Origin of the sequence: Halomonas sp. AOP13-D3-9, from assembly GCF_052379125.1 — a bacterium.
Classification (GTDB): Bacteria; Pseudomonadota; Gammaproteobacteria; order Pseudomonadales; family Halomonadaceae; genus Vreelandella.
The window spans coordinates 52,925-75,219 of sequence record NZ_JBQSYH010000013.1 but is presented as its reverse complement, the minus strand read 5'-3'; the positions used below and the strand labels follow the sequence as shown (position 1 = coordinate 75,219).

Sequence of the window (22,295 nt, the reverse complement as noted above, 5' to 3'; positions counted from 1 at the left end):
GCGCATCCGTATTTGCTGGCCTACTGGATTTTTAGTGAAAATTACTACCGACAGCAAGCTCAGCGCAGATAATTGAGAGATCAGATTAGGGCCTGTTGACGTTTTATCGCGGTCGCGAGTGAAACGTCAAAAGGCCCCAGTTAAATGTTACAATAATGATAAATATATCATGTGCTTATCGGAATGATTTAGTATCAGAGCTTAGGGTGTGGCGGTTTTCAGACCTCTAGATATTCGAGTAATAGACATGAAAATATTCATTCTGTACATTATATAAATGCTGAATTTCGATATATGTGATAAGGCTAGGCTTGACAGAGACCCTAGATATGACGGCTTATTTTTTGTAGCGGTTAAAACCTCGAAAATATATTGCCGAACTATTTGTCCTGTCCGTCAGCCACTCGCTAAAAATGTAACCTATTTTCAGTCAGCGTCAGCTGCTGAGGCGGCTTGTTATAGACCTTGTTTGAGATTTAGACCTGAAGCTGCACCGTTTTCACCCGCATGGAATGGAACCTTGACTACGGTAAAACGAGCAATGCGACTTATAGAAAGCGGTGCGCTTGATGGTGCGAGTGTCGAAGTATTAGCAGAGCGTCTGGGCGTTGGAAGCCGGCATCTCTCACGTTTGTTCAAACAATATGTTGGTGCCAGCCCTTTACAAGTAGCTAGGACAGTGCGCCTTCATAAAGCTAAACGCATGTTGGATAACAGTGAGCTTAAGATTTCCAGCATTGCCTTTATGGCTGGGTATGGGAGTATTAGGCAATTTAACGACTCCTTTCTTGAAAAATATCGCCAATCGCCATCTCAATATCGCAAAAAATATTGCGATGACAATTAAAGGCATATACAACAAACGAGTACAGTCGGACGCAGTAAAGCCGAGCCATCTTGGCAAAATGCTCAGAGACTTTCATACAGGCTTCCGACTTGATGGTTGCTGGGCGGGCTGAGTTTCTGGAGGGCACCCCGGTCAGCCAATGAGCTATGAGGTTGCTGGACGATTTGAAGACCCATGGCAAATTATAAGCTTGTCTTCAGGGAATCTGTTCCCAGGGATGTTAGGCTAAACCCAGTGCAAAATAAGGCCCGCAGATGCGGGCCTTAAATATAGGCAGCTGCTGGATAACTTACTGCCGATAAGCGGCTTCTTTCAGCGCCCTGATGCGCTCATCCAGCGGCGGGTGGCTGGCAAATAGCTTTTCCACCAGCGAGCGCGTTTGGCCTTTGGTGATGGCCATGGCGCGCAGCGTATCAGGCATTTGGTCGGGCATTTCGGTTTCGGTTTTCAAGCGTGCCAGCGCGCTGACCATGGCGTTGGTGCCCGCCAGGCGTGCACCTGCTTCGTCGGCGCGGTATTCGCGGTAGCGCGAGAACCAGGCGACGATCGCCGAGGCCAAAATACCAAACACAATCTCGGCGACCATAACCACTGCGAAGTAACCCATAAAGCCCAGGCCGCCACCGCCTTCGCTGCGGCTGCGCAGGAAGTTATCGACCAAGTGCGCCACTACCCGGGCAAAGAACATGACAAAGGTGTTCACCACGCCCTGAATCAGTGCCAGCGTTACCATATCGCCGTTAGCGACGTGACCTATTTCGTGAGCCAGTACTGCGCGCACTTCTTCCGGGCGCATGCGGTTCATTAAGCCCGCTGAAACAGCGACTAACGCATCATCTTTATTCCAGCCAGTTGCAAAGGCGTTGGACTGCTGGGCGGGGAAGATGCCCACTTCCGGGGTTTTGATACCCGCTTCACGGGAAAGCTCCGCAACGGTATCCAGCAACCACTTCTCGGTGGCGTTGGAAGGCGTTTCAATAATCACCGTGCCGGTGCTGCGCTTGGCCATCCATTTAGAAATGAACAGCGAAATAATCGAGCCTGCCATACCAAAGATAAAGCAGAAAATCAGCAGACTGGTGAAGTTGATCCCCTGGCCGCGCAGATACCCTTCAACGCCCAGCAGGCGCAGGGTAATACTGGCGACCAACAATACCGCTATATTGGTGCCTAAAAACAGCAGAATTCGCATCATGGTGCAGGTTCTCCCTAAGCGTTTATAAAACGGTTTAACAGCAGCCAGTGAAATGGGTCACGGAATAGTTGCTTAGATACGTACTGTTGATGGCAGTTTCAAGTCATGGAGGCTGTTAAATCTTCCTGACTTACTGACGGTAACGGGACAAAAAGTTAGCAAAGCGGTCCAGCGCATCGCCAAGCTGGTCGGCCCAGGGTAGCGTGACGATGCGTACATGGTCCGGCTCGGGCCAGTTAAAGGCGGTGCCCTGCACCAGCAATATTTTTTCCTGCAGCAGCAGATCCAACACCATCTGCTGGTCATCTTTAATGTTGAACACTTTCGGGTCGAGGCGTGGAAAGGCGTAGAGCGCGCCTTTGGGTTTCACGCAGGAGACGCCGGGAATAGCGTTCAGCTTCTCCACGGTAATATCGCGCTGGGCCAGCAGTCGTCCGCCGGGCAGGATTAGATCATTGATCGACTGATAGCCCCCCAGCGCGGTTTGAATCGCGTGCTGTGCGGGTACGTTAGCGCATAGCCGCATAGAGGCCAGCATATTCAGCCCCTGGATATAGTCCTGGGCGTTTAGCTTGGCCAGGGTGCCGGAAATAATCATCCAGCCTGAGCGGAACCCGGCGCAACGGTAGCTTTTGGAGAGACCGTTCATAGTGATGACTAGTTGGTCATCGTCCGCCAGGGCGCCTGTGGCGGTGTGCTCGACGCCGTCATAAAGGATCTTGTCGTAGATCTCGTCGGAGAACACCACCAGGTTGTGCTGCTTGGCGATCGCCAACACCTCTTTCACCACGGCAGGCGGATACACCGCGCCGGTAGGGTTATTGGGGTTAATCAGTACAATGGCCCGGGTGTGACTGGTGATCTTGGCGCGAATATCCGCCATGTCGGGCGTCCAGTCTGCCTGCTCGTCGCACAGGTAGTGTACCGCGTGGCCACCGGAAAGGTGGGCGGCGGCGGTCCAGAGCGGGTAGTCCGGCGCGGGAATGAGTACTTCATCGCCGTCGTTGAGCAGCGCCTGCATGGCCATCACGATTAGCTCAGAAACGCCGTTGCCGATGAAGATATCTTCAATACCCACGCCGGGAATTTGCTTGCGCTGGCACTCCTGCATTATTGCTTTACGGGCAGAGTAGAGGCCTTTGGAGTCGCAGTAGCCCTGGGCGGTGGGCAGATTACGCATCACATCCTGAAGAATCTCTTCCGGCGCCTCGAAGCCGAACGGCGCAGGATTGCCGATGTTCAGCTTGAGAATCCGCTGGCCTTCCTCTTCCAGGCGCTTGGCATGGTCGAGTACTGGGCCGCGAATGTCGTAGCAGACATTGTGCAGCTTATGAGATTTTTTTAACGGTTGTGATTCGTACGACTGCGGGGTATCCATGAGGTGTTTATCCAAAAGTGGCGAGAGGCCCAAAGTATCCAAAAGGTAAGCGCCTACAAGCCGTCATCGGCTAACAGGCTGCCAAACCATTATGCGTCGGAAAGGTCTTGATTGTCTTCGTTGTTTTGCTCGGGCGGTGGGGGAATATCCGCCGGAGTTTCAAGGGTGAGTCGGCCCAGCTTGCCATCGCGCAGTTCGTGAAGCAGTACTTCCGCGCCGCGATGCAGGTCGACGGCACCGCCAGGGCGCAGGCCGCCACGGCGGGCAGCAATATCTTTCAAAATGGCGTTGCCGTCAAAGCCAGCAATAGCGAGGAAGTCAGGCTTTTTGGGGCCGTCCGCATCAATGTCGTGGGGAATATCGGGTGCCGCGTAGGGCGGCAGCTCTTTGAGCTTATAGCGCTCGGTGAGCGCTTCAGGATAGCGTTTTGCAAGCTCCGCGCTGGTCACAATCGCCACGTCTGTGTACTCAATGGCCGTGTCGCGAATGGCACCGGTGGCGGCGAGGCGATAGGCGCTGGCCTGATCTTCAATTTTGGGCCACAGTACCCCAGGGGTATCGGTAAGCGCCACACGCCCATCAATACGTACCTTTTGCTGGCGCTTGGTCACCGCAGGCTCGTTGCCGGTTTTGGCGATTTTTCGCCCTGCTAAGCCGTTAATCAGCGTGGACTTACCGACATTCGGTATGCCCATCACCATTACCCGCACATCCCGGTCCGCGCGCACGGCGCCGGCCAGCTCATGGCATAGCTTGGGGATTTTCTTTAGCTCGCGGGTATTGGTGGTGGTCACCGCCAGGGCGCGCATATTCTCTTGGGCATCGAAAAAGGCCACCCACTCGGCCGTTCGCTCAGGGTCGGCGAGATCGGCGCGGGAGAGAATTTTCAACACCGGTTTATGGCGCGTTAGCTCGGCCAGCATCGGGTTGGCGCTGGAGTAGGGCAGACGCGCGTCGAGTACCTCGATTACGACGTCGATCTCTGGCAGCACCTCCGCAATCTGGCGGCGGGCCTTGTTCATATGTCCTGGAAACCAGCCGAGCATGGATCTCTCCTACAAGCACAAAAAAACGGCACAAAAAAAGCGGGCTGCCATTATAGCAGCCCGCCGGACTTAACGCTGATTACTCGTCGGGGTGAAATTCCAGTGACACGGAGTTAATGCAGTAGCGTAAACCTGTGGTATCTGGAGGCCCATCGGGGAATACATGACCCAGGTGGGCATCGCAGTGGGAGCAGACCACCTCGGTTCGCTGCATACCGTGAGTGGTATCGGTATGCTCCTCTACACAGCGGGTGCCCAGCGGCCGGTCGAAGCTTGGCCAACCGCAGCCAGCGTCAAACTTGTGCTCGTTCTCAAACAGCGGTGCATGGCAACAAACGCAGTGATAGATGCCCTGCGCATCGCGCACCTGATAGTCGCCGGTGAATGGGCGTTCAGTGCCCTTTTCACGCGCTACGCGGTACTGCTCGGGTGTTAGCTGCTGTTGCCATTCGTCGGGGGATTTTTCTATTTTCGCCATGGGGTTCTCCTTTCCCTCTGGTTTCAATCATTCAGAGGCTTATTAGGCAGACTAGCTTATCACTTGTGTAAGTGACAGCTAGCCATCTAACCAAGTTCAGCCTGTAAGAAGGCTAAGAAAACCATCAGTCCGCTTTTTATAAGCTTGCTGCTCCGCCGTTACTGCGCGGGTCGTGGGCGCTCTCTATTAAACCATCCGGGTGGTGCACAATGCCGCCCGCATGGCCCATTGTGTCGCTGAACGCGTCAGGTAAAACTTCCACATCGTGGCCCGCCGTTGCCAGGGCGGTGACTAACGCGTCGTCAAAGCGCGCTTCGAGCTTTAAGTTAGTGCTGGTTTCGCCCCAGGTACGCCCGAGTAGCCAGCGCGGCGCGGTAATCGCCTGCTGGAGCGGCATGCCGTGCATTGCATAGCGTGAAAATACGGCCGCCTGGGTTTGCGGCTGGCCTTCACCGCCCATAGTGCCGTAGACCATGGTGCGGCCATCGTTAAATTTGGCCAGCGCCGGGTTCAACGTGTGGAAGGGTTTGCGACCAGGGGCTAAGCCGCGCAGGTCGTCAGGGTTAAGCGAGAAGCTGATGCCGCGGTTTTGCCACAGCACGCCGCTTTCCGGTAACACCACGCCGCTGCCAAACTCCCAGTAGATGCTCTGAATAAAGCTCACCGAACGTCCTTCGCTATCCACGGTGCCCATCCAAATGGTGTCGCCTGGCGCTGGTTCGTGGGGCCAGGGTAGGGCGTGCTGCGGGGCGATCTGAGCCGCTTCTAAGCCAATGTTCTCTTCGCTGAGCAAATCTTGCAGCGGTGTTGGCACGCGGCCGGGGTCGGTGACGTTTTGGTCGCGCAGGATAAAGGCGCGTTTGGTGGCTTCAATTAAACCATGCAGGTGGTCAAAACCGTTGGGCTCGGCGGCTTTTAGGCGCTCGTAGATACCTAAAATCATTAACGAGGCCATGCCTTGGGTCGGCGCAGGCAGGTTATACAGCGTGGCATCCTGAAGCGTTACTTCCAGCGGTGTGACCCGTTGGGCGCGATAAGCGTGAAAGTCTGCCAGGCGCAGCGGACTGCCGACGGCCTCTAAATCCCGCGCCATACTGGCGGCCAGCTCGCCGCGGTAGAAGTCATCTAATCCTGCTTCTGCCAAACGCTTGAGTGTGGCGGCCAAACGCGGCTGGCGCAGCCGTTCGCCTTCACGGGGTATCTGGCCGTTAAGCAGAAGGGCATCGCTAAAGCCAGGGCTTTGGGATAAACGCTCTACGTGTTTGGCAGTGAGCGCCTCTTGGCTTTGGGAAACCGCAATGCCCGTTTCGGCATGATGAATGGCATCGGCCAGTAGGGTGGTAAGCGGAAGTGACTTACCCCATGTTGATGCCACGTTCAGTGCTTCATGCCAGCCGCCAATGGTGCCCGCCATGGTAAGCGCAGCTTTAGGGCCACGCTCGGGAATCTGCGTTTCCCCGGCGTAGAAATCCGCGCTGGCCAAGCCTGCCGCCGGGCCGCATGCGTCGATAGCTACCGGCGCTTTGCCTGGCTCATGAATTAACCAGAAACCGTCGCCGCCCAAGGCGTTCATATGCGGATAAACCACGGCAATGGCCGCGGCAGCGGCAACCATGGCTTCTACCGCATTACCACCCTGTTTAAGCACATCGCGCCCTGCGCTGGCAGCTAGGTGATGAGGGGCGACACAACTGCCGCCATAACTACGTTGAGTGTGGAGCATATCCAGCGTCCTTTTTAATTATGATTACCAGCCAATCGCGTTCGGTAGCCAAGTGGCAATGCTCGGAAAGATAAACACCAGTGCCACGGCCAGAAACTGTAAGCCAATAAAGGGCAGCGCGCCTTTGTAAATATCCAGTGTCGAGACTTCTTTAGGCGCCACGCCTTTTAGAAAAAACAGCGACCAGCCAAAAGGAGGGGTAAGAAACGAGGTTTGTAGCACCAGTCCCACCAAAATGCCCAGCCATACCATATCAACGCCCATCTGAACGAAGAACGGTAAAAATAGCGGCAAGGCAATATAGCTGATTTCAATCCACTCCAGAAAGAAGCCCAATACAAACATCAGCAGTAGCATAAACAGCATCGCACCGAGCTCGCCGCCGGGCACCCAGTCGAACATTCGAGCCACCAAATGCTCGCCGCCCAGGCCACGGAATGCCAGACCAAACACCTGGGCGCTGATTAAGATAAAGAACACCATCGCCGAGATCACCAACGTGGCTTTGGCAACCTCCTTGAGCAGTGCAAAGGTTAACCGTCCGGAGCACGTTACAATGACTAATGCCCCCAGTGCGCCCATGGAGGCCGCCTCGGTAGGCGCCGCAATACCGCCAATAATCGAGCCCAATACCGCAAACACCAAGCCCACTGGCGGCCCCACCACAGTGATAACTTTGCGAACCAGCTGGCGGCGCCCCATATCCGCACGCTCTTCAGCCGGAATCGGTGGCATCAGGTCAGGGTAGAGTTTTGCGATTACCAGAATGGCAATAATATACACCGCCGCTAGTGTCAGCCCCGGCACCATGGCTGCGGCGAACATCGTGCCGACTGATTCACCCAAAATTTCAGCCAGCAGAATCAGCACCAAACTGGGCGGAATAATCTGCCCCAAGGTACCCGAGGCGCAGATCATGCCGGTGGCAAGTGTTTTAGGATAGCCCCGGCGAAGCAGCGTCGGCAGGGTGAGCAGGCCCAGTGTGACGATGGTGGCGCCGACAATGCCCGTCGCGGCGCCTAACAAAACGCCAACTAAAATAATCGCCACCCCCATGCCGCCTGAAATACCGCCAAACAAGTGGCCGATCACGTCGATCAGCTCTTCAGCCAATTTCGACTTCTCCAGCATCACCCCCATAAACACAAACAGCGGTATCGCCATAAAAGTGTAATTGGTCACCACCCCATAGATACGCGATGGCAGCAGGTTAAATAGCATTGGGCCGAAGCCGATATAGCCAAAGAAAAAGGCCGTGGCGGCGATGCTAATACCTACTGGAATACCAATCAGCAGAAACACGAAAAAAGCCACGATCATGCCGATCGCTAGCCATTCATTGGGAGACATGCGTTATTCACCTCGTGTGGGCAGGGCGAACGCCTGACGCAGCGCGTGGGCCAACCCTTGCAGCGCGAGAAGGACAAAACCAAACGGAATCAGCGATTTGAGCAGCCAGCGCAGAGGTAGGCCGCCGGGGTTGGGTGACGCTTCGCCGCGGGCGAACGACTGGGCGATCCAGGGCAGCGTCAGCCAGGCGATATACAGCCCCATGACTAGCAGTAATAGCCCGCCGATCACCTCAATTACCCGCTGCAGACCCGCGGGAAAGCGCTCATAGAAAACGTCCACGCGTACCTGCTCACCCATCAGCAGTAGGTATGACATACCAAACAGTGCGATAGGGGAGATCAGGTGCCACTGCAGCTCCTGGAGCCATACCGCGCCAACGCTAAACGCATAGCGCATCAATACGTCACCAGCGACTAATCCGACTAATACCACGCAGGTCCAGGCGGCGACCCAGCCAAAAAGCCGAACCACCGCCTCAACTCCGTGGACAAAACATGCCACGGCGCGCATATCAGACTCCGATAATGTCGTTTAACCAGGCGCGTTCACTGGCGCCTGCCCAGCGATCATGATTGGCTTTAAACGCCATATAGCTATCGTGCACTTTACGTACCAGCGGGTCGGCGTTGGCTTCGGTGGAAAGTGTGTCCATCGTTGCCTCACGCAGCGCATCAATCACCGGTTGTGGCAGCATGCTGGCAGTGACGCCTTCGTTCTCTACCAGGTCGGTCATGGCTTCACCGTTCACGGCTTCCGACCAGGTTACGCTCTCTAAGCAGGCGGCCATGCAGGCGCTTTTCACAATCATCTGCAGATCTTCGGGCAGGCTGTCCCAGTGTGATTTCGAGATCAGCAGTTCGCCAGTGGTAGAAGGTTCGTGCCAGCCGGTGGTGTGATAGAACTTGGCAGCGTTATGTAGCCCCATACGGCGGTCTTGGAAGGGCCCCACAAACTCAGCTGCATCAATCACGCCACGTTCCAGCGCCGGAAAGATTTCGCCACCGGGCAGTACCCGGGCATCCACGCCAAGCGACGAGTAAACTTGGCCCGCCAAGCCAGGCACGCGCATGCGCAGCCCGTTGAGCTGACTAATGTCCTCGATCGGTTCTCGGAACCAGCCGGTCATTTGCACGCCGGTATTATTCAGCGGGAAGGCCACCATGCCGTAGGGCTCATACACTTCGTGCCAAAGTTCCAAACCGCCGCCGTGGTAAAGCCACGCCATATGGCCCATAAAGCTCATACCAAACGGCACGGTAGTGAAGTACTGCGCAGCAAAGGTGGTGCCGGACCAGAAGTAGCTGTTAGCGGCGTTCATCTCGATGGTGCCACTTTGAACGGCTTCGAAGCCTTCAAAGGCAGGAATCAGCTCGCCGGATGAGAAGTGCTGAATATTCAATCGCCCGCCGGACATGGCGTTAATTTTGGCGATCACATCGGTGGGGCTGCCTGGGCCTTCCACGTAGAAGGGCGAGCCGGGAGGATAGGCATTGGTCATACGCCAGTTAAAGCTTTCGGCTGACTGCGCACGAGCAATTGACGGCGCACCTAATACCAAGCCAGCGGTGGAGGAGACAGCTGCCGTGGTGAGAAACTTGCGGCGGGATAAGGACATAGCACACCTCATTTATTAGGGAGTAGGTCAGCAAGGAACACAATGGAGTAGCAAGGGGTGTGCCATAAAAATCGATTTTTTTATAAATAAAAGATTTTGAAGGGTTTTGTAGGTTGCAAGTTGGCAAAGTAAGTACAACAAAATTAACCGTTTGCACCGTTATGCAGCTTTTTGATCTCAAATGGCACTCTTGGTGTGCACTTTATATCGCTCTCTATAGCCTGAGCGTGTAGGTGGTTGAAAGCAGGTCAGTTAGCTTGATGAGGGCTGAGTGCTTGACAGCTTAAGGCGGTCTGAGTAACATACGCGCCACCTCGACGAGGCATTGCAACGTCCCATTCGTCTAGTGGTCTAGGACACCGCCCTTTCACGGCGGTAACAGGGGTTCGAACCCCCTATGGGACGCCACTTATTTTTAAGGCTAAGCCTTTAAAATAAGAGGTCGTCAGGGTTATCGGAATGCGGGAATAGCTCAGTGGTAGAGCATCGCCTTGCCAAGGCGAGGGTCGGGAGTTCGAATCTCCTTTCCCGCTCCAACACGTCCCATTCGTCTAGTGGTCTAGGACACCGCCCTTTCACGGCGGTAACAGGGGTTCGAACCCCCTATGGGACGCCACTTCCGGTACTTTAGGTAAGCGTTAAGTAAGAGCAAGCGTTCTATAAGCGGGAATAGCTCAGTGGTAGAGCATCGCCTTGCCAAGGCGAGGGTCGGGAGTTCGAATCTCCTTTCCCGCTCCAGTTTTGATGGTGTGGTAAAGAGTGTCGCCTTGCCAAGGCGAGGGTCGGGAGCTGGTGCGCCAGCCCGGTCGAATCTCCTTTCCCGCTCCAGTTTTAGGGATCGGATATAAATTATTTTCCTATTCCAATAAGTCCCATTCGTCTAGTGGCCTAGGACACCGCCCTTTCACGGCGGTAACAGGGGTTCGAACCCCCTATGGGACGCCATCTAGCTTTAACCTAGTGTTTGCGTTGCGGGAATAGCTCAGTGGTAGAGCATCGCCTTGCCAAGGCGAGGGTCGGGAGTTCGAATCTCCTTTCCCGCTCCATGTAAACAGTACCTAGTCGTTAAGCAAGGGTCGTGAGCTGGGGCGCCAGCCCGGTCGAATCTCCTTTCCCACTCCATGTGAACATTCTTCTCTATTTTACGTTGGTCTTTATCGCCTATTTTGTGCGATTTTTTTCGTGCGCTGAATTAATCTAACTTTGCTATAGCCAATACGCCCAAGCCAAAAGGCCTGAGCGTAAAAACGTGTTTTGACTGGTTAGTAAGAGAGCTTAAAGTGGCTTACTACATCGTTTAGCGATTGTGAACGCTTGGTTAGGTCATAGGCGGACGTTGCCGTTTGCTGAACCATGGATGCGTTATCCTGGGTAGCCTGATCTAATTGAGCAATCGCAACGTTGATCTGTTCAATGCCCCGTGTCTGTTCGTGGGTGGCCGCGGTAATGTCGGTAAACAAGTCATTAACCTGCTGGATCTGCTGATCAATTTTTTGCATACGCTCTTTCGCCGTGCCGACCAGCGTAGCGCCATTGCTCACCTGTGTGTTCGATGTGTCGATCAGCGTTTTGATCTCCTGAGCGGCGTTGGCTGAACGATTCGCTAGCTGGCGCACTTCGCCAGCGACGACGGCAAAGCCTCGCCCATGTTCGCCCGCCCGAGCGGCTTCCACGGAAGCATTGAGTGCCAAAATATTGGTTTGAAACGCAATGCCATCAATCAGAGTCACGATCTCGGTGATTTTGGCGGCTTCTGCGTTAATAGCCTGCATGGAGGTGACCGCTTCCCCTATTGCCTGTTGGCCTGCTTGGGACGTTTCGCCTGCATTGCGTACCAGCTCTTTGGCTTGTTCTACGCTGTCGGCATTTTGGCGCACTGTGGCGGTAACCTCTTCCATGCTGGAAGAAGTTTGTTGAAGCGCTGCAGCCTGTTGCTCGGTGCGCGAGGAGAGTTCTTGATTGCCTGAGGCGATCTCGCCGGCATTATGATCAACGGCGCTGCTGGTGGTCTGTATTTCCTGCATGGTTTCGCGCAGCTTGTCACGCATTGCTTGGATATCGTGCAATAAGCTGCTGGTATCGTTCTGGCTGAGCAGCACTGTTGCGGATAAATCGCCTTGAGCAATGCGGCCAACGACGCTTGCGGCGTAGCTAGGTTCGCCGCCAAGACGACGCAGGATTAACGAGATCATGCTCCAGAAGGCGATGGTGACGAGCACGCCAGCTAGTATGCCCACTACCACGCTTTCGATAAGCTGACCCATGATCGCGCTGTTAACATCCCCCATAAAAACACCGCTGGCAATGTACATATCCCAAGGTTCGTAAGCCTCGGCGTAGGTACGTACCAATGGTTGCGCATCATTTCCTCTGGCAAAATTTGAGTAATACTCAGTGAAACTGCTTCCTGCGCCGCGGGTGTTATTTAGAATGGCTTGGAAAATACGCGTACCTTCAGGATCAGTGACCTGGGCCAGATCGTCTCCCCGTTCTCGTTTAGGGTGGGCAAGCATTTTTAGGTCGCCACTAAACGCAAATAGATAATTGTCTTCTTCCCCGAAACGCACATCGCGAATGGTGTTCAAAGCGAGGGTTTTGGCCTCATCTAACGTGATGTCGCCCTGCTGGGCCAGCATGTCAAAATGTTCCATGGTCGAAACCGCGATATCCACGGCGGTGACCATGCGTTGTTCGCGTTCGGTATACAGTAAGGCACGACTTTGCCATGCGTTAACGACAATCATGATGGCAAGGATCAACCAGAGTACAACGACTCCCATAAGCCGCTGTCGACGAAGGGGTAGAGCAGCTAAGCTCTTGTTTGCCTTAGGCGAAGCAACTGGCGGTAAGCTGGTTAAGGCCTTTGGGTGGTGAGTAACAGTGGCGCTCATTATGTGATTAGCTCTCTTATGTGTTTTCTTGATTCCCTTGTATGCCAAGCGGTGGTTATCCCGACTCCCTACATAGCACGGCGCTAATACTAAAGTATTAGTTTGCGGGCTTCTGCCCCAAAAGCGTGGCAAAGTGTCATTAAATGTACATATGCGCTTGAATCGATAGCGCGCTAGCCAATAGCAGGCTATGTGCGGCAGTGGGTGGCTTGAAAAAACATATGATTGCCCCGATATCTCTCCTTCTAACGCACTTTTTCGTGCTTCTCATTTTGCTGACAGGACATATTCATGGCCGAACCGGCATTGTCGATCCGTGGCCTTACCAAAGTGTATGGCAACGGTTTTCAGGCGCTCAAAGGTATTGATCTCGACGTCCAACAGGGCGATTTTTTTGCTTTGTTGGGCCCCAATGGCGCCGGTAAATCCACTACTTTAGGCGTGGTTTGTTCGCTGGTGCAAAAGACAGCGGGCAAGGTCACCATCTTTGGCATTGATGTCGATAAAGATTTCGCCAAAGCGAAGTATCAGTTGGGTGTAGTTCCCCAAGAGTTCAACTTCAATCAGTTTGAAAAAGTACTTGATATCGTGCTCGCCCAGGCGGGCTACTACGGGATGACCAGTCGCGAGGCCTTGCCCCGTGCTCAACAGCTGCTGACTGATCTTGGCTTGTGGGAAAAACGCAACGGCAGCGCGCGCATGCTCTCCGGCGGCATGAAGCGCCGTCTGATGATCGCCCGTGCGCTGATGCATCGTCCCAAACTGCTGATTCTGGATGAGCCAACCGCCGGGGTGGATATCGAGCTGCGGCGCAGTATGTGGGAGTATATGCGGCGAATTAACCAAGACGAAGGCACCACCATCATCCTGACGACGCACTATCTGGAAGAGGCAGAGAGCCTGTGTCGCAACGTGGCGATTATCAATAATGGCGATATTGTGCGTAACACCAGCGTACGTGAGTTATTGGCTGAGCTTGATACTGAGACGTTCCTAATTGATTTGGCTGAGCCAGTCGCAGAAGTGCCCACTATCGAAGGTTTTGAGCTTCACCAGCTAGAGCCCACCCAGCTTTCGCTGTTAGTCCATCGTGGCCAGCGATTGAATGATGTGTTCAAAGCGTTGAGTGAGCAGGGCATCGAAGTCGTATCAATGCGTAACCGGGCCAACCGCCTTGAGGAGATGTTTGTGTCGATGGTGGAAGGTAGTGGCCAAGGAGCGATTGACCAGCGCGTAGCAAGCTCAAGTGATGAAGCCAAAGAGGTGCGCGCATGAATTTCAGCCAGACACTCATCGCGCTCTGGACCCTGGTGCTAAAAGAGATCAAGCGCTTTACCCGGATTTGGCCGCAAACGCTACTGCCGCCCTCAATCACCATGGCGATGTACTTCATCATCTTCGGTAATCTAATTGGTTCGCGGATTGGCGATATGGACGGCTTCAGTTACATGGACTTTATCGTCCCTGGACTGATCATGATGTCGGTGATTACCAACAGCTACTCCAACGTGGCATCGAGTTTCTTTTCAAACAAGTTCCAGCGCTCGATTGAAGAGATGATGGTATCGCCGATGCCCAACTGGGTGATTTTGGCCGGCTTTATTCTAGGCGGTATGGCGCGTGGGCTGGGCGTAGGGCTGATTGTGACCGTGGTGTCGCTGTTCTTTACCCGCCTGACCATGGAACATCCGTTGCTCACGGTGTTGGTCGTTGTGCTCACCTCGGCGCTATTTTCTATTGGCGGCTTTATTAACGCCTTACTGGCGAATAAGTTCGACGATATTTCCATCGTGCCGACCTTTATTCTCACGCCGCTTACCTATCTGGGCGGCGTATTTTACTCAATCTCACTGCTGCCTGACTTCTGGCAGGGCGTTTCCATGCTCAATCCGATTTTGTACATGGTGAATGTTTTCCGTTACGGCTTCTTGGGAGTGTCGGATATTCCCGTTGGCTGGGCGCTTGCCGCCGTTTTTGCCTTTATTATTGTGCTGTTTAGCATTGCGCTGGCGATGCTAGAGCGAGGCAAAGGCATTCGCAGCTAAGCGCATAACAACTTGATTGAGAAGAGAGCTTTTATACCATGGCACATCGCCCTAATACCTTAGAATATGCGCCTTTAGGGCGCGATTCCGCCTACCCTGAACAGTATGACGCGGGGCTGTTATATCCGATTCCCCGTGCGGCCAACCGCGCGCCTCTTGGGATAGAAGAGGGTGACTTGCCGTTTGTAGGCGAAGACGAGTGGCATGCCTTCGAAGTCTCCTGGCTAAATAGCCGCGGCAAGCCCATTGTCGCCGTGGCACGCTTTCGATTACCCGCAAGCTCGCCCCATCTGATTGAGTCTAAATCCTGGAAGCTCTACCTCAATAGCTTCAATCAAACCCGTTTCTATAGTCGCCAGGAAGTGATGGAAACGCTTGCCAATGACCTTGCAGTTGCGGCAGGAGCTGAGGTGAGTGTTGAGTTGTTTGATGTAGATGCTTCTGAGCTTTCAGCACATCACTTGCCAGGCGAATGCTTGGACGATTTAGATATCGCAGTAAGCGATTACACGCCTAGTAGCGCCCACTTAACGGTAGGCGATGAGGTCGTTGAAGAGACGCTCTACTCCCACCTGCTGAAATCTAACTGCCCCGTTACCGGCCAGCCGGACTGGGGCAGCGTGCTGATTTGTTATAAAGGGCCCAAAATCGACCGCGAAGGGCTGCTGCGCTACCTGATTGGGTTTCGTCAGCACCAGGATTTCCACGAACACTGCGTTGAGCATATCTTTACCGACTTAATGGCCCAGGTACAGCCTACTCAGTTGCTGGTGCTGGCGCGTTACGTGCGCCGCGGAGGGCTGGATATTAGCCCCTGGCGGGCAACGCCTGGGTTAACACCGCCTACGCCGCTGCGCCTGGCAAGGCAGTAAAAGGCGATGTTATAAACGGTGATGTTATAAATGGCGATGTCATAAATGACGCTGTTACAGTAGCCACACACGATTGGATTTGGAGTCATTAATGGACGCACTCACGCTACTTCACGAACGCAGTTCGATGGGCAAACTGACGGAACCAGCGCCCAGCGGCGAACAGCTCAGCGCCATTTATCAGGCCGCGCTACGAGCGCCCGACCATAAAGAGCTGCGTCCCTGGCGGTTTATCGAGTTCAGCGGGGAAGGGCGTGAGCGGCTAGGAGAGCTATTTGCCGAGGCGGAGTTCCAGGAGGATCCCAGCGCCGACGACGAAACGCTCAACTCAGCGCGCAAAAAACCGCTGCGAGCGCCGATGATTATCGCCGTAATCGCCAAGGTCACGCCCGAACTCGAAAAAGTACCCAAAATGGAGCAGGTGATCTCCGCTGGGTGCGCCGCCCACGGTATACTGCTAGCCGCCCACGCGCTAGGCCTAGGCGCTATGTGGCGCAGCGGGAAATATGCTTTCGATCCCGTGGTTCGCAAAGGGCTGAGCTTGGATGAGGATGACGAAGTCGTCGCGTTTATCTACCTGGGCACCTTGGGCGGGCGCCACAAACCCTTACCGCAGCATAAGGTTGATGACTTTTTGGAGCGTTGGGACTAGCGTGCGGGAGGCGCCATGAATCTACCCCGTCAGCCAGGCATACCGCACCCGCGCTTGCCGCTGCCAGAGAACCAGCCGGAAGACCTGGCCGCTTTTCAGCAGTGGCTGAGTGACGCTATCCCTATGGTGAGTGCGCTAGGCATTAGCGAAATATCACGCCAAGGCAATGCGCTAACGTGGCAGTTGGCGCTAGCCCCCAACCTTAACGACAAAGGCACGGGCTTTGGCGGCGCACTGACGGCGCAAACCACCCTGCAAGGCTGGTGCTGGGTAACGCTATGGCTGCGCGAGCGGGGCATTGCGCGGGATGTGGTCGTTGCCGAGGCTAGTCAGCGTTTTCTTGCGCCGGTAACGAGTGACTACCGCTTGGTATGCACGCCAGCCCTACCAGAAGGCCCCGCACAGCTTGCCAACAAGCTCGCAGAGCGCGGTAAAGGGCGTATAGAACTAATCCAGCGGCTTTATTGTGGTGAGACACTCTGCCTGGAAGCCAGCGGCAGTTACGCGGTGTTGCCGTCACGCTAACCGAATGGGTAATCGGCCTGAAAAGGCTTGCTATTTCGAGGCTTAGCCCATAGTATGTGCGCCGTTCTGTCGCGAAAGGTATAGCCTTTCAACAGCGCCAAAACGCGGAGGGGTGTCCGAGTGGTCGAAGGAGCACGCCTGGAAAGTGTGTAAGCCGCAAGGCTTCGAGGGTTCGAATCCCTCCCCCTCCGCCAAGAATATAGATTAAGCCGCTGATTTCAGCGGCTTTTTTGTGTCTTTATTTTAAGCAGCCCATACTTCAGCCCATACTTGTGTATCGGCTCCCTTCGTAACGCACGGGATGCCTTTGGACAGTTCATCCATCTATCTAAGCTTCTGCAACCTCATTACCCAGTCCAGACCTAAGACTATATGTTCCACGTAAGCTTTAAACCTACAAATGCTGGGTGACAGGGGCTGCCGACTACGCTAATGTCATCTTAAGAATTGTGAGTTTTCTATACATCTGATTTTTAGCCAAAATAGACTTAAGAATTAGCCACGTTTTTACGGCAGCCTCAAGCACACAATGCGCGATTTTCTACTTGGGTTTGTAAGTTGAGTGTTCATATTTCTGAAAAATGATCTTGTTAATTTAATTAAAACAATGATTTACAGGGAAGTATTTTGTGCTTATACGCAACTTTGAAAGGGTAGTGACAATGTTAATGTGCGTGCGCCTTTTCGGCAAGGGTATCGCAAAGTCGATATTTTTTTTATAAATTTCATAGCATTATAGGTAAATTGTTAGGGTTTTGGTTGCCAGAAAAACACGCATGCGCACTAATAAACTGTTAACGCAAAAGTGCATCTACTTTCAGCCTCTGAAGTCAGTCTGACTGAGGTTAACAGAATCGTTGGCTTCAGCCGATTCCATAGGCATCACAAACAACCGTCACACTGGGCGCTTAGCTTTCTCGATCTGTGGGGCTAGGTGCTTTTTGCAGTATCCTGCGGACTCGGTGCTCGTCTTAAAGGCAGCCTGAGAGTGTGGCTTTTAAATTAAATACGCGGTGGTGGCACAGCAGCGTGGTGAGGATCCAAAAGCAGCAGCCTTCACCCCTGTTGCCTTAACCAGCGCAGGGAATTTTGGCATGTTAACTGCTTAACTCCGGTAAGTAATGGCACTCATCCACTAAGCATCATATACTAGAAGAAATTATTGAAATTTTTTATCATATGTGTTATGAATAAACTACTAATTGTAATTAATTAAAGCAAAAAACAAGGAAATGGTGTTGGTTGATCAAAGCGTAAATGCAGGAGTTAGAGCACAACAAGGCTTTGCTTTGCAGAGAAACATGGCTCTTTTCATTATACTTGATAACTACCAAAGCAAATTTGATGGAGCGAAGTACTTCCTATCTCTTGAGCATTTGGAGGACATACTGTTTTGCTATCTTGATGACCATGGGAAAGCAGTCAAAGTAGAAACCTATCAATCAAAAAAGAAATCCAATGGTAGTTGGAAAATCGGTGTCGAACTTGCCGAGATAATAGTCAAGATACTCCAAGTCGGTAAATCGCTCATTATAGATGAATATCCAAAATGTTGCAGCTATAGCCATGACCTGTACTTCTCATCAAATACAAACATACAACTCGAAAAGAAAGTAAATAGCTTCGTTGACAATAAAAAACAAACTAGAACTTATGCTCATGCTGTAAACGAGGAGAACTCTGAAGTCATTTATGGTGAGTTAGACCCAGTTATACAAAACGCTATAACTACCAAGCTTGAATTACATGAGTCGTATAATAACGACAAATTGTTTGAACAGCTAGAGAATTTGAAGTTCTTGTACATAGACTTTAATAGAACAAATAAAGAACAAGAGAATCAATTAAGAAGCAAAATTGAAGATATTTTTGATCGGAAAGTTAGTGATTCCAAGGCGGCATTAGAATCCATATTCAGGCTTTTTAAGGATATCGAACTGACTTACAATCAAAAAAGCATTGCTAGACTTTCTGATAAAACAAAACAGATACAAAGCAAAGATATAAATAATGCCATAAAGATAATTACAACAAAATCTAAAGCCTTTCAATTCTGGCGTGATCATAAAAGAGAAGTTGGTCAAAAGCTAGGGATTAAACCATTCGAACGTGAAACATTTGAAATGAAATTTATTTTGGCTTTTGATCTATTTAAAAGCAAGGATGAAGCTGAACATCAGAAAATCCTAAATTTTGTAAAGTTAAACTATCTTCAATGTAACGGTTTTAGCGAAGACGGCTGCATAGAAGAGCTAGTTGAAAAATTTAATAATGAAATTAGATCAAGCTTGGACGATCAAACATTAAAAGCAACGATGTATGCTGCTTACTTTGAAGCAATTAATAAAATGGATGATTAAAAATTGACCGTTTCAGTAAAATATAACAATTTCTTTGCTTATAGCAGCAAGGGAAAGAAATATTTCAACACTATATTCGCCGAAGGTATCAATATAGTTCATGGAAAGAATACATCTGGTAAAAGTACTTTTATACAGGCGATTCTCTATACATTTGGCATAAATGATGAAAAGAGAAAGCTTGCAGAGATTCTTAATGAAGGTGTGATTTTTAGACTCGACTTCACCATCTACAATTCTAGCTCAAAAAAAGTTTCCATTGTGAGAGATGATGAAATTGTTTCTATAAAAGTGGCGAAAAGGCCACCTATTAAGTTTATAGGTATCGGCGGCAACAGATCTAGAGAGCACATAAAGTTAAAAGCGTTCTTGTCTGAATTGTTTGGTTTTACACTGCATTTAGAATATGACAACGAGTACAAACCAGCTTCACTTGAAGCAATGTTTTTACCTTACTACATAGCGCAAGATGTTGGCTGGGTTTATCGGCATAAATCATTTAGAGGTTTGGATTTCGTTAAAAATTTCAAGAACGATTTCTTTGATTACTTCCTTGGCATAAGGAATAATTATGATCGCCTAGAGAAAAGTCAACTCGAAAAAGAAAAGAAGGATCTAGAAGCAGAATCTAGACTTCTTCATAAGATAGAGCAAAATGATAAGAAGCTGAAACTTGCTAAGATGAAGGACGAAGTGTTTGCAGAAAAAACTAACGAATATATAAAGCCTTACAAAGAAAACAAGTCAAAGTTAATAGAGTTAGAAAAAGAATATCTTTCTTTATGCAACAAAATAACACTGTTAGAAGAAAGCAGAAAGGTTCTACGTAGAGTCAAGCGAAGCTTAAGCAATGATATTTTAGCTGATACAAAGTGCCCAACATGTTCTCAACATTTATCTCATTCCGTAGAAGATACGTATAGTTATCTTCAGGACTTAAATGACACAGATCAACAACTTGAAGAGTTAAGCAGAAACATTAGAAATCTTAAAGATTCACAGGGAATGCTAAACTCTGTAATCAATGAAATTAATGAGAAGAAAAAAGTCGTTGAAAAAGAATACTATGAGCTTTTAGAATACAAAGTGGATAATGTCACGCTGGAATCATGGTTAAATAACAAAGTAAGCGTCAAACTATCTGTACAATTGGAGAGAAGGCTAGGCGAAATCACATCAAAAATATATGAAGTTGAAGGTAAGCTCAGCAAATTCAAGACTGACGAGATCGTTAAAAGAGAAAGGCGTAGTGCTAGTTACACCTTTAAGTCTATATTTGAAAAGCATGTTTCAGAGTTAAAAATAAAACCATTTGAAGATGAATGTTTCTATTTGTTGTATGACATTCCTGCTTTTCCTAGGCAAGGTGTGGAGCTTCTTAAAACTCTCCTTGCTTACAATTTTTCATTTGTTGAGATGATAAAGAAAACTGAATACATACACGTATTTCCTTTTGTTCTTGACGCTATATTCGAAGGTGACTTTGAAGATGAAAGTAAGAATGAGATACTTAGTTTTATTAAGAATAATGCTTCAGTGGATCAGCAGCTAATAGTTTCTATAGCGGATTCTAAAAGCAATGCTAACTCAGCTGCGACATATAACGAAAAGCACTTCAATAAAAATGCAAAACTAATTTGCATTGGAAATAATACTAAAAAAAGATCATTTCTTGAAAAATACAACGGTGAATTCGAAGATTACATTGATGAAACTATGGAAATTTTGGGTTAATACACTAGACCTAGTGTGTGAACATTTTGCTTGTTCACAGAGGTAAGAACTTCACACTCTAAACGCTTTACTGATATAAAAAATTAGTCAAATACCACTCATTGGTAAATGAGTGGTTTGTTATAGCAAAAATATACTATTAGGCAAATAAAATTTAAAGCGCTCTACCAGTTAGGTTGTTCAGGAATGGAGCTTGGATCGTAGCCATTAAGGTGGGGATCAACAACCTGCCCAGCATGTCTTGTGACATTTGGCTTTGGATTTCAGCCGAAATGGAGATGCTTACGTCAGATAAGGCATGCTTCGTGGTAGAAGATGGGATTGATCTGAATAAGGAAAACAAGATCAGCGAGATATCGGCCTCGAAAATTGTGGTCTCATGTGTTTCGTATTCAAAGATCAACTCGAAGACATCGAGCTATATCTCAAGGCGTAGTAGAACTATGGATGGTCAACGAGATATTTATGAGGCGCTCTATTTTTACTGGAAAAGATAAATTCATTATTCTTAGCAATGTGTAACAAGTCGCTGTAGTACGCGGCCGATGGCCCGTAGACGCCCTTTACATTGCAGCTTCGCCTCCATTGCAAGGGTGCCGCTAAGTTGAGCATTAAACATAATAGGAGCTCATAAAAATGAGTCACATTGAGTACAGTTCTTCTTGCTTCTTGGAGCTGCCTTATTCGAGCAGACAATTGATTGTTGTTACTGACGATGTGATTGTGGAAGCAGCGAAGCAGGAGGAACGAAAAGCTGTTCAAGTTCGTCAAGATGGTCTTGATTGGAAAAAAATTACTGAAGCGATCGTTTTTGATGTTATTCCTCTTCCATTAGGTAGAACTATAGCAGAAGTAACTCGCGAGGCTATAAAGGCATGGGGGCGTGCACGAGATAATGGTCTTTTAGTGTTACCGGTTGGAAGTACGACGGCAAAATTACTATCATTTCCACCGGGCCATCCTCGTGATGGTGTCCTGTACATAGGGCATCCCGCATTGCCTAATGTTTATTACACTTTGGCTGATTTTCACCGCGTAACTTTTGAACATAAGTTTTGTGAAGCAATTAATTTGCTTATGAGCTTAGGAGCAACTTCAATTCGCGTTGAGCACGTTAACGGTTGGTCAAGAGATTTCTCTAGCCGTATTTCAGTCCCACTAGGGGAAGCTGAAAGTAATGTAAGTGCTGAAGCTTCGTCATCATCAAATTCTGGCTCAAGACTACTTTTTGAAGCTAGGCTATCAGGAACTGTAACACCATCGATCCCTGACGATTTGGTTTGGTATGAACATGAACCAACTTGGCAGTCTATCGCCAAAGGCCGAATAAATTATGGTCTCCAGGATTTTTCCCTGTCTGTATCCTACGAAGATGATTTTGGCGTCAATGCTGGCTTAAAGGTAGCTATTAGTAAGACCGGATTAGAAGTTGGTGGTAAATTCGAAGATCACGAATCAACAGTTTGGCGTCTTGAAGGGCAATTCAAGGGCATAGTAAATTAAACTTAACAATCATATATATAAGAAAAGAATCGTTACGCGCATTTCGATAGGCTTTATGTGTAGCGTTATATTTGAAGG

18 protein-coding genes, 7 tRNA genes and 1 pseudogene are annotated in these 22,295 nt (G+C 50.3%); 17 read left to right on the top strand and 9 right to left on the bottom strand.

Annotated features, from left to right (window positions below; genetic code table 11):
* Positions 1-277 precede the first annotated feature (277 nt).
* A pseudogene (locus ACT3UM_RS15290) lies at positions 278-475 on the top strand (Ada metal-binding domain-containing protein); the annotation flags it as partial.
* A gap of 45 nt (positions 476-520) precedes the next feature.
* Positions 521-847 carry a helix-turn-helix domain-containing protein gene (locus tag ACT3UM_RS15285; RefSeq protein ID WP_498900303.1) on the top strand — a complete coding sequence of 109 codons (327 nt, stop codon included), beginning with the start codon at positions 521-523 and terminating at the stop codon, positions 845-847.
* 289 nt (positions 848-1,136) lie between these two features.
* On the opposite strand, the gene htpX is transcribed toward ACT3UM_RS15285, so the two are convergent.
* From htpX to ACT3UM_RS15245, 8 genes are all read right to left on the bottom strand, one after another.
* A complete protein-coding gene (htpX, locus tag ACT3UM_RS15280; RefSeq protein WP_498900169.1) occupies positions 1,137-2,042 on the bottom strand; it encodes a protease HtpX in 906 nt (301 codons plus the stop codon).
* A 130-nt stretch (positions 2,043-2,172) separates the two neighbouring features.
* Positions 2,173-3,420, bottom strand: coding sequence for a pyridoxal phosphate-dependent aminotransferase (locus ACT3UM_RS15275; RefSeq protein WP_498900167.1), 1,248 nt, complete (start codon positions 3,418-3,420; stop codon positions 2,173-2,175).
* A gap of 89 nt (positions 3,421-3,509) precedes the next feature.
* A complete protein-coding gene (gene ylqF / locus ACT3UM_RS15270) occupies positions 3,510-4,466 on the bottom strand; it encodes a ribosome biogenesis GTPase YlqF (protein ID WP_035577722.1) in 957 nt (318 codons plus the stop codon).
* A gap of 79 nt (positions 4,467-4,545) precedes the next feature.
* Positions 4,546-4,944, bottom strand: coding sequence for a peptide-methionine (R)-S-oxide reductase MsrB (gene msrB, locus ACT3UM_RS15265; protein WP_035577725.1), 399 nt, complete (start codon positions 4,942-4,944; stop codon positions 4,546-4,548).
* A 136-nt stretch (positions 4,945-5,080) separates the two neighbouring features.
* A complete protein-coding gene (locus tag ACT3UM_RS15260; RefSeq protein WP_498900165.1) occupies positions 5,081-6,667 on the bottom strand; it encodes a gamma-glutamyltransferase family protein in 1,587 nt (528 codons plus the stop codon).
* 24 nt (positions 6,668-6,691) lie between these two features.
* Positions 6,692-8,017, bottom strand: a complete 1,326-nt coding sequence (locus ACT3UM_RS15255) for a TRAP transporter large permease (RefSeq protein ID WP_498900163.1) — start codon at positions 8,015-8,017, stop codon at positions 6,692-6,694.
* Positions 8,018-8,020: 3 nt separating this feature from the next.
* A complete protein-coding gene (locus ACT3UM_RS15250) occupies positions 8,021-8,530 on the bottom strand; it encodes a TRAP transporter small permease subunit (RefSeq protein ID WP_498900160.1) in 510 nt (169 codons plus the stop codon).
* 1 nt (position 8,531) lies between these two features.
* Positions 8,532-9,635, bottom strand: coding sequence for a TRAP transporter substrate-binding protein (locus tag ACT3UM_RS15245; RefSeq protein ID WP_498900158.1), 1,104 nt, complete (start codon positions 9,633-9,635; stop codon positions 8,532-8,534).
* Between the two features lie 332 nt (positions 9,636-9,967).
* Here ACT3UM_RS15245 and ACT3UM_RS15240 point away from each other — a divergent pair.
* The 6 genes from ACT3UM_RS15240 to ACT3UM_RS15215 all read left to right on the top strand — a co-directional run bounded on the left by ACT3UM_RS15240 (position 9,968) and on the right by ACT3UM_RS15215 (position 10,681).
* Positions 9,968-10,043 (top strand) — tRNA-Glu (locus tag ACT3UM_RS15240).
* A gap of 53 nt (positions 10,044-10,096) precedes the next feature.
* A tRNA-Gly gene (locus tag ACT3UM_RS15235) sits at positions 10,097-10,171 on the top strand.
* Positions 10,172-10,175: 4 nt separating this feature from the next.
* Positions 10,176-10,251, top strand: a tRNA-Glu gene (locus tag ACT3UM_RS15230).
* Between the two features lie 47 nt (positions 10,252-10,298).
* A tRNA-Gly gene (locus ACT3UM_RS15225) sits at positions 10,299-10,373 on the top strand.
* Positions 10,374-10,504: 131 nt separating this feature from the next.
* Positions 10,505-10,580 (top strand) — tRNA-Glu (locus tag ACT3UM_RS15220).
* A gap of 26 nt (positions 10,581-10,606) precedes the next feature.
* Positions 10,607-10,681 (top strand) — tRNA-Gly (locus ACT3UM_RS15215).
* Between the two features lie 216 nt (positions 10,682-10,897).
* Here ACT3UM_RS15215 and ACT3UM_RS15210 read toward each other — a convergent pair.
* Positions 10,898-12,415 carry a methyl-accepting chemotaxis protein gene (locus tag ACT3UM_RS15210; protein WP_498900156.1) on the bottom strand — a complete coding sequence of 506 codons (1,518 nt, stop codon included), beginning with the start codon at positions 12,413-12,415 and terminating at the stop codon, positions 10,898-10,900.
* A gap of 402 nt (positions 12,416-12,817) precedes the next feature.
* Between ACT3UM_RS15210 and ACT3UM_RS15205 the strand changes: the two genes are divergently transcribed.
* From ACT3UM_RS15205 to ACT3UM_RS15165, 9 genes are all read left to right on the top strand, one after another.
* Entirely contained in the window at positions 12,818-13,801 is a 984-nt protein-coding gene (locus ACT3UM_RS15205) for an ABC transporter ATP-binding protein (protein ID WP_498900154.1), read from the top strand.
* Positions 13,798-14,571 (top strand): ABC transporter permease, encoded by a 774-nt coding sequence (locus tag ACT3UM_RS15200; protein ID WP_498900152.1) that lies wholly within the window; start codon positions 13,798-13,800, stop codon positions 14,569-14,571. Before ACT3UM_RS15205 ends, ACT3UM_RS15200 begins: the two co-directional genes overlap by 4 nt.
* Positions 14,572-14,609: 38 nt before the next feature.
* A complete protein-coding gene (gene queF, locus ACT3UM_RS15195; RefSeq protein ID WP_498900150.1) occupies positions 14,610-15,443 on the top strand; it encodes an NADPH-dependent 7-cyano-7-deazaguanine reductase QueF in 834 nt (277 codons plus the stop codon).
* A gap of 91 nt (positions 15,444-15,534) precedes the next feature.
* Positions 15,535-16,095, top strand: a complete 561-nt coding sequence (locus ACT3UM_RS15190; RefSeq protein WP_498900148.1) for a nitroreductase family protein — start codon at positions 15,535-15,537, stop codon at positions 16,093-16,095.
* Positions 16,096-16,110: 15 nt separating this feature from the next.
* Complete coding sequence (locus ACT3UM_RS15185) at positions 16,111-16,620, top strand: YiiD C-terminal domain-containing protein (protein WP_498900146.1); 510 nt, start codon at positions 16,111-16,113, stop codon at positions 16,618-16,620.
* 106 nt (positions 16,621-16,726) lie between these two features.
* Positions 16,727-16,814: transfer RNA gene (locus ACT3UM_RS15180), tRNA-Ser, on the top strand.
* 1,044 nt (positions 16,815-17,858) lie between these two features.
* Positions 17,859-18,980, top strand: a complete 1,122-nt coding sequence (locus ACT3UM_RS15175) for a hypothetical protein (protein WP_138799992.1) — start codon at positions 17,859-17,861, stop codon at positions 18,978-18,980.
* 3 nt (positions 18,981-18,983) lie between these two features.
* Complete coding sequence (locus ACT3UM_RS15170) at positions 18,984-20,714, top strand: hypothetical protein (protein WP_009288061.1); 1,731 nt, start codon at positions 18,984-18,986, stop codon at positions 20,712-20,714.
* Between the two features lie 636 nt (positions 20,715-21,350).
* On the top strand, positions 21,351-22,217 hold the full coding sequence (locus ACT3UM_RS15165) for a hypothetical protein (RefSeq protein ID WP_009288062.1): 867 nt from the start codon (positions 21,351-21,353) through the stop codon (positions 22,215-22,217).
* The last annotated feature ends 78 nt before the right edge of the window (positions 22,218-22,295 follow it).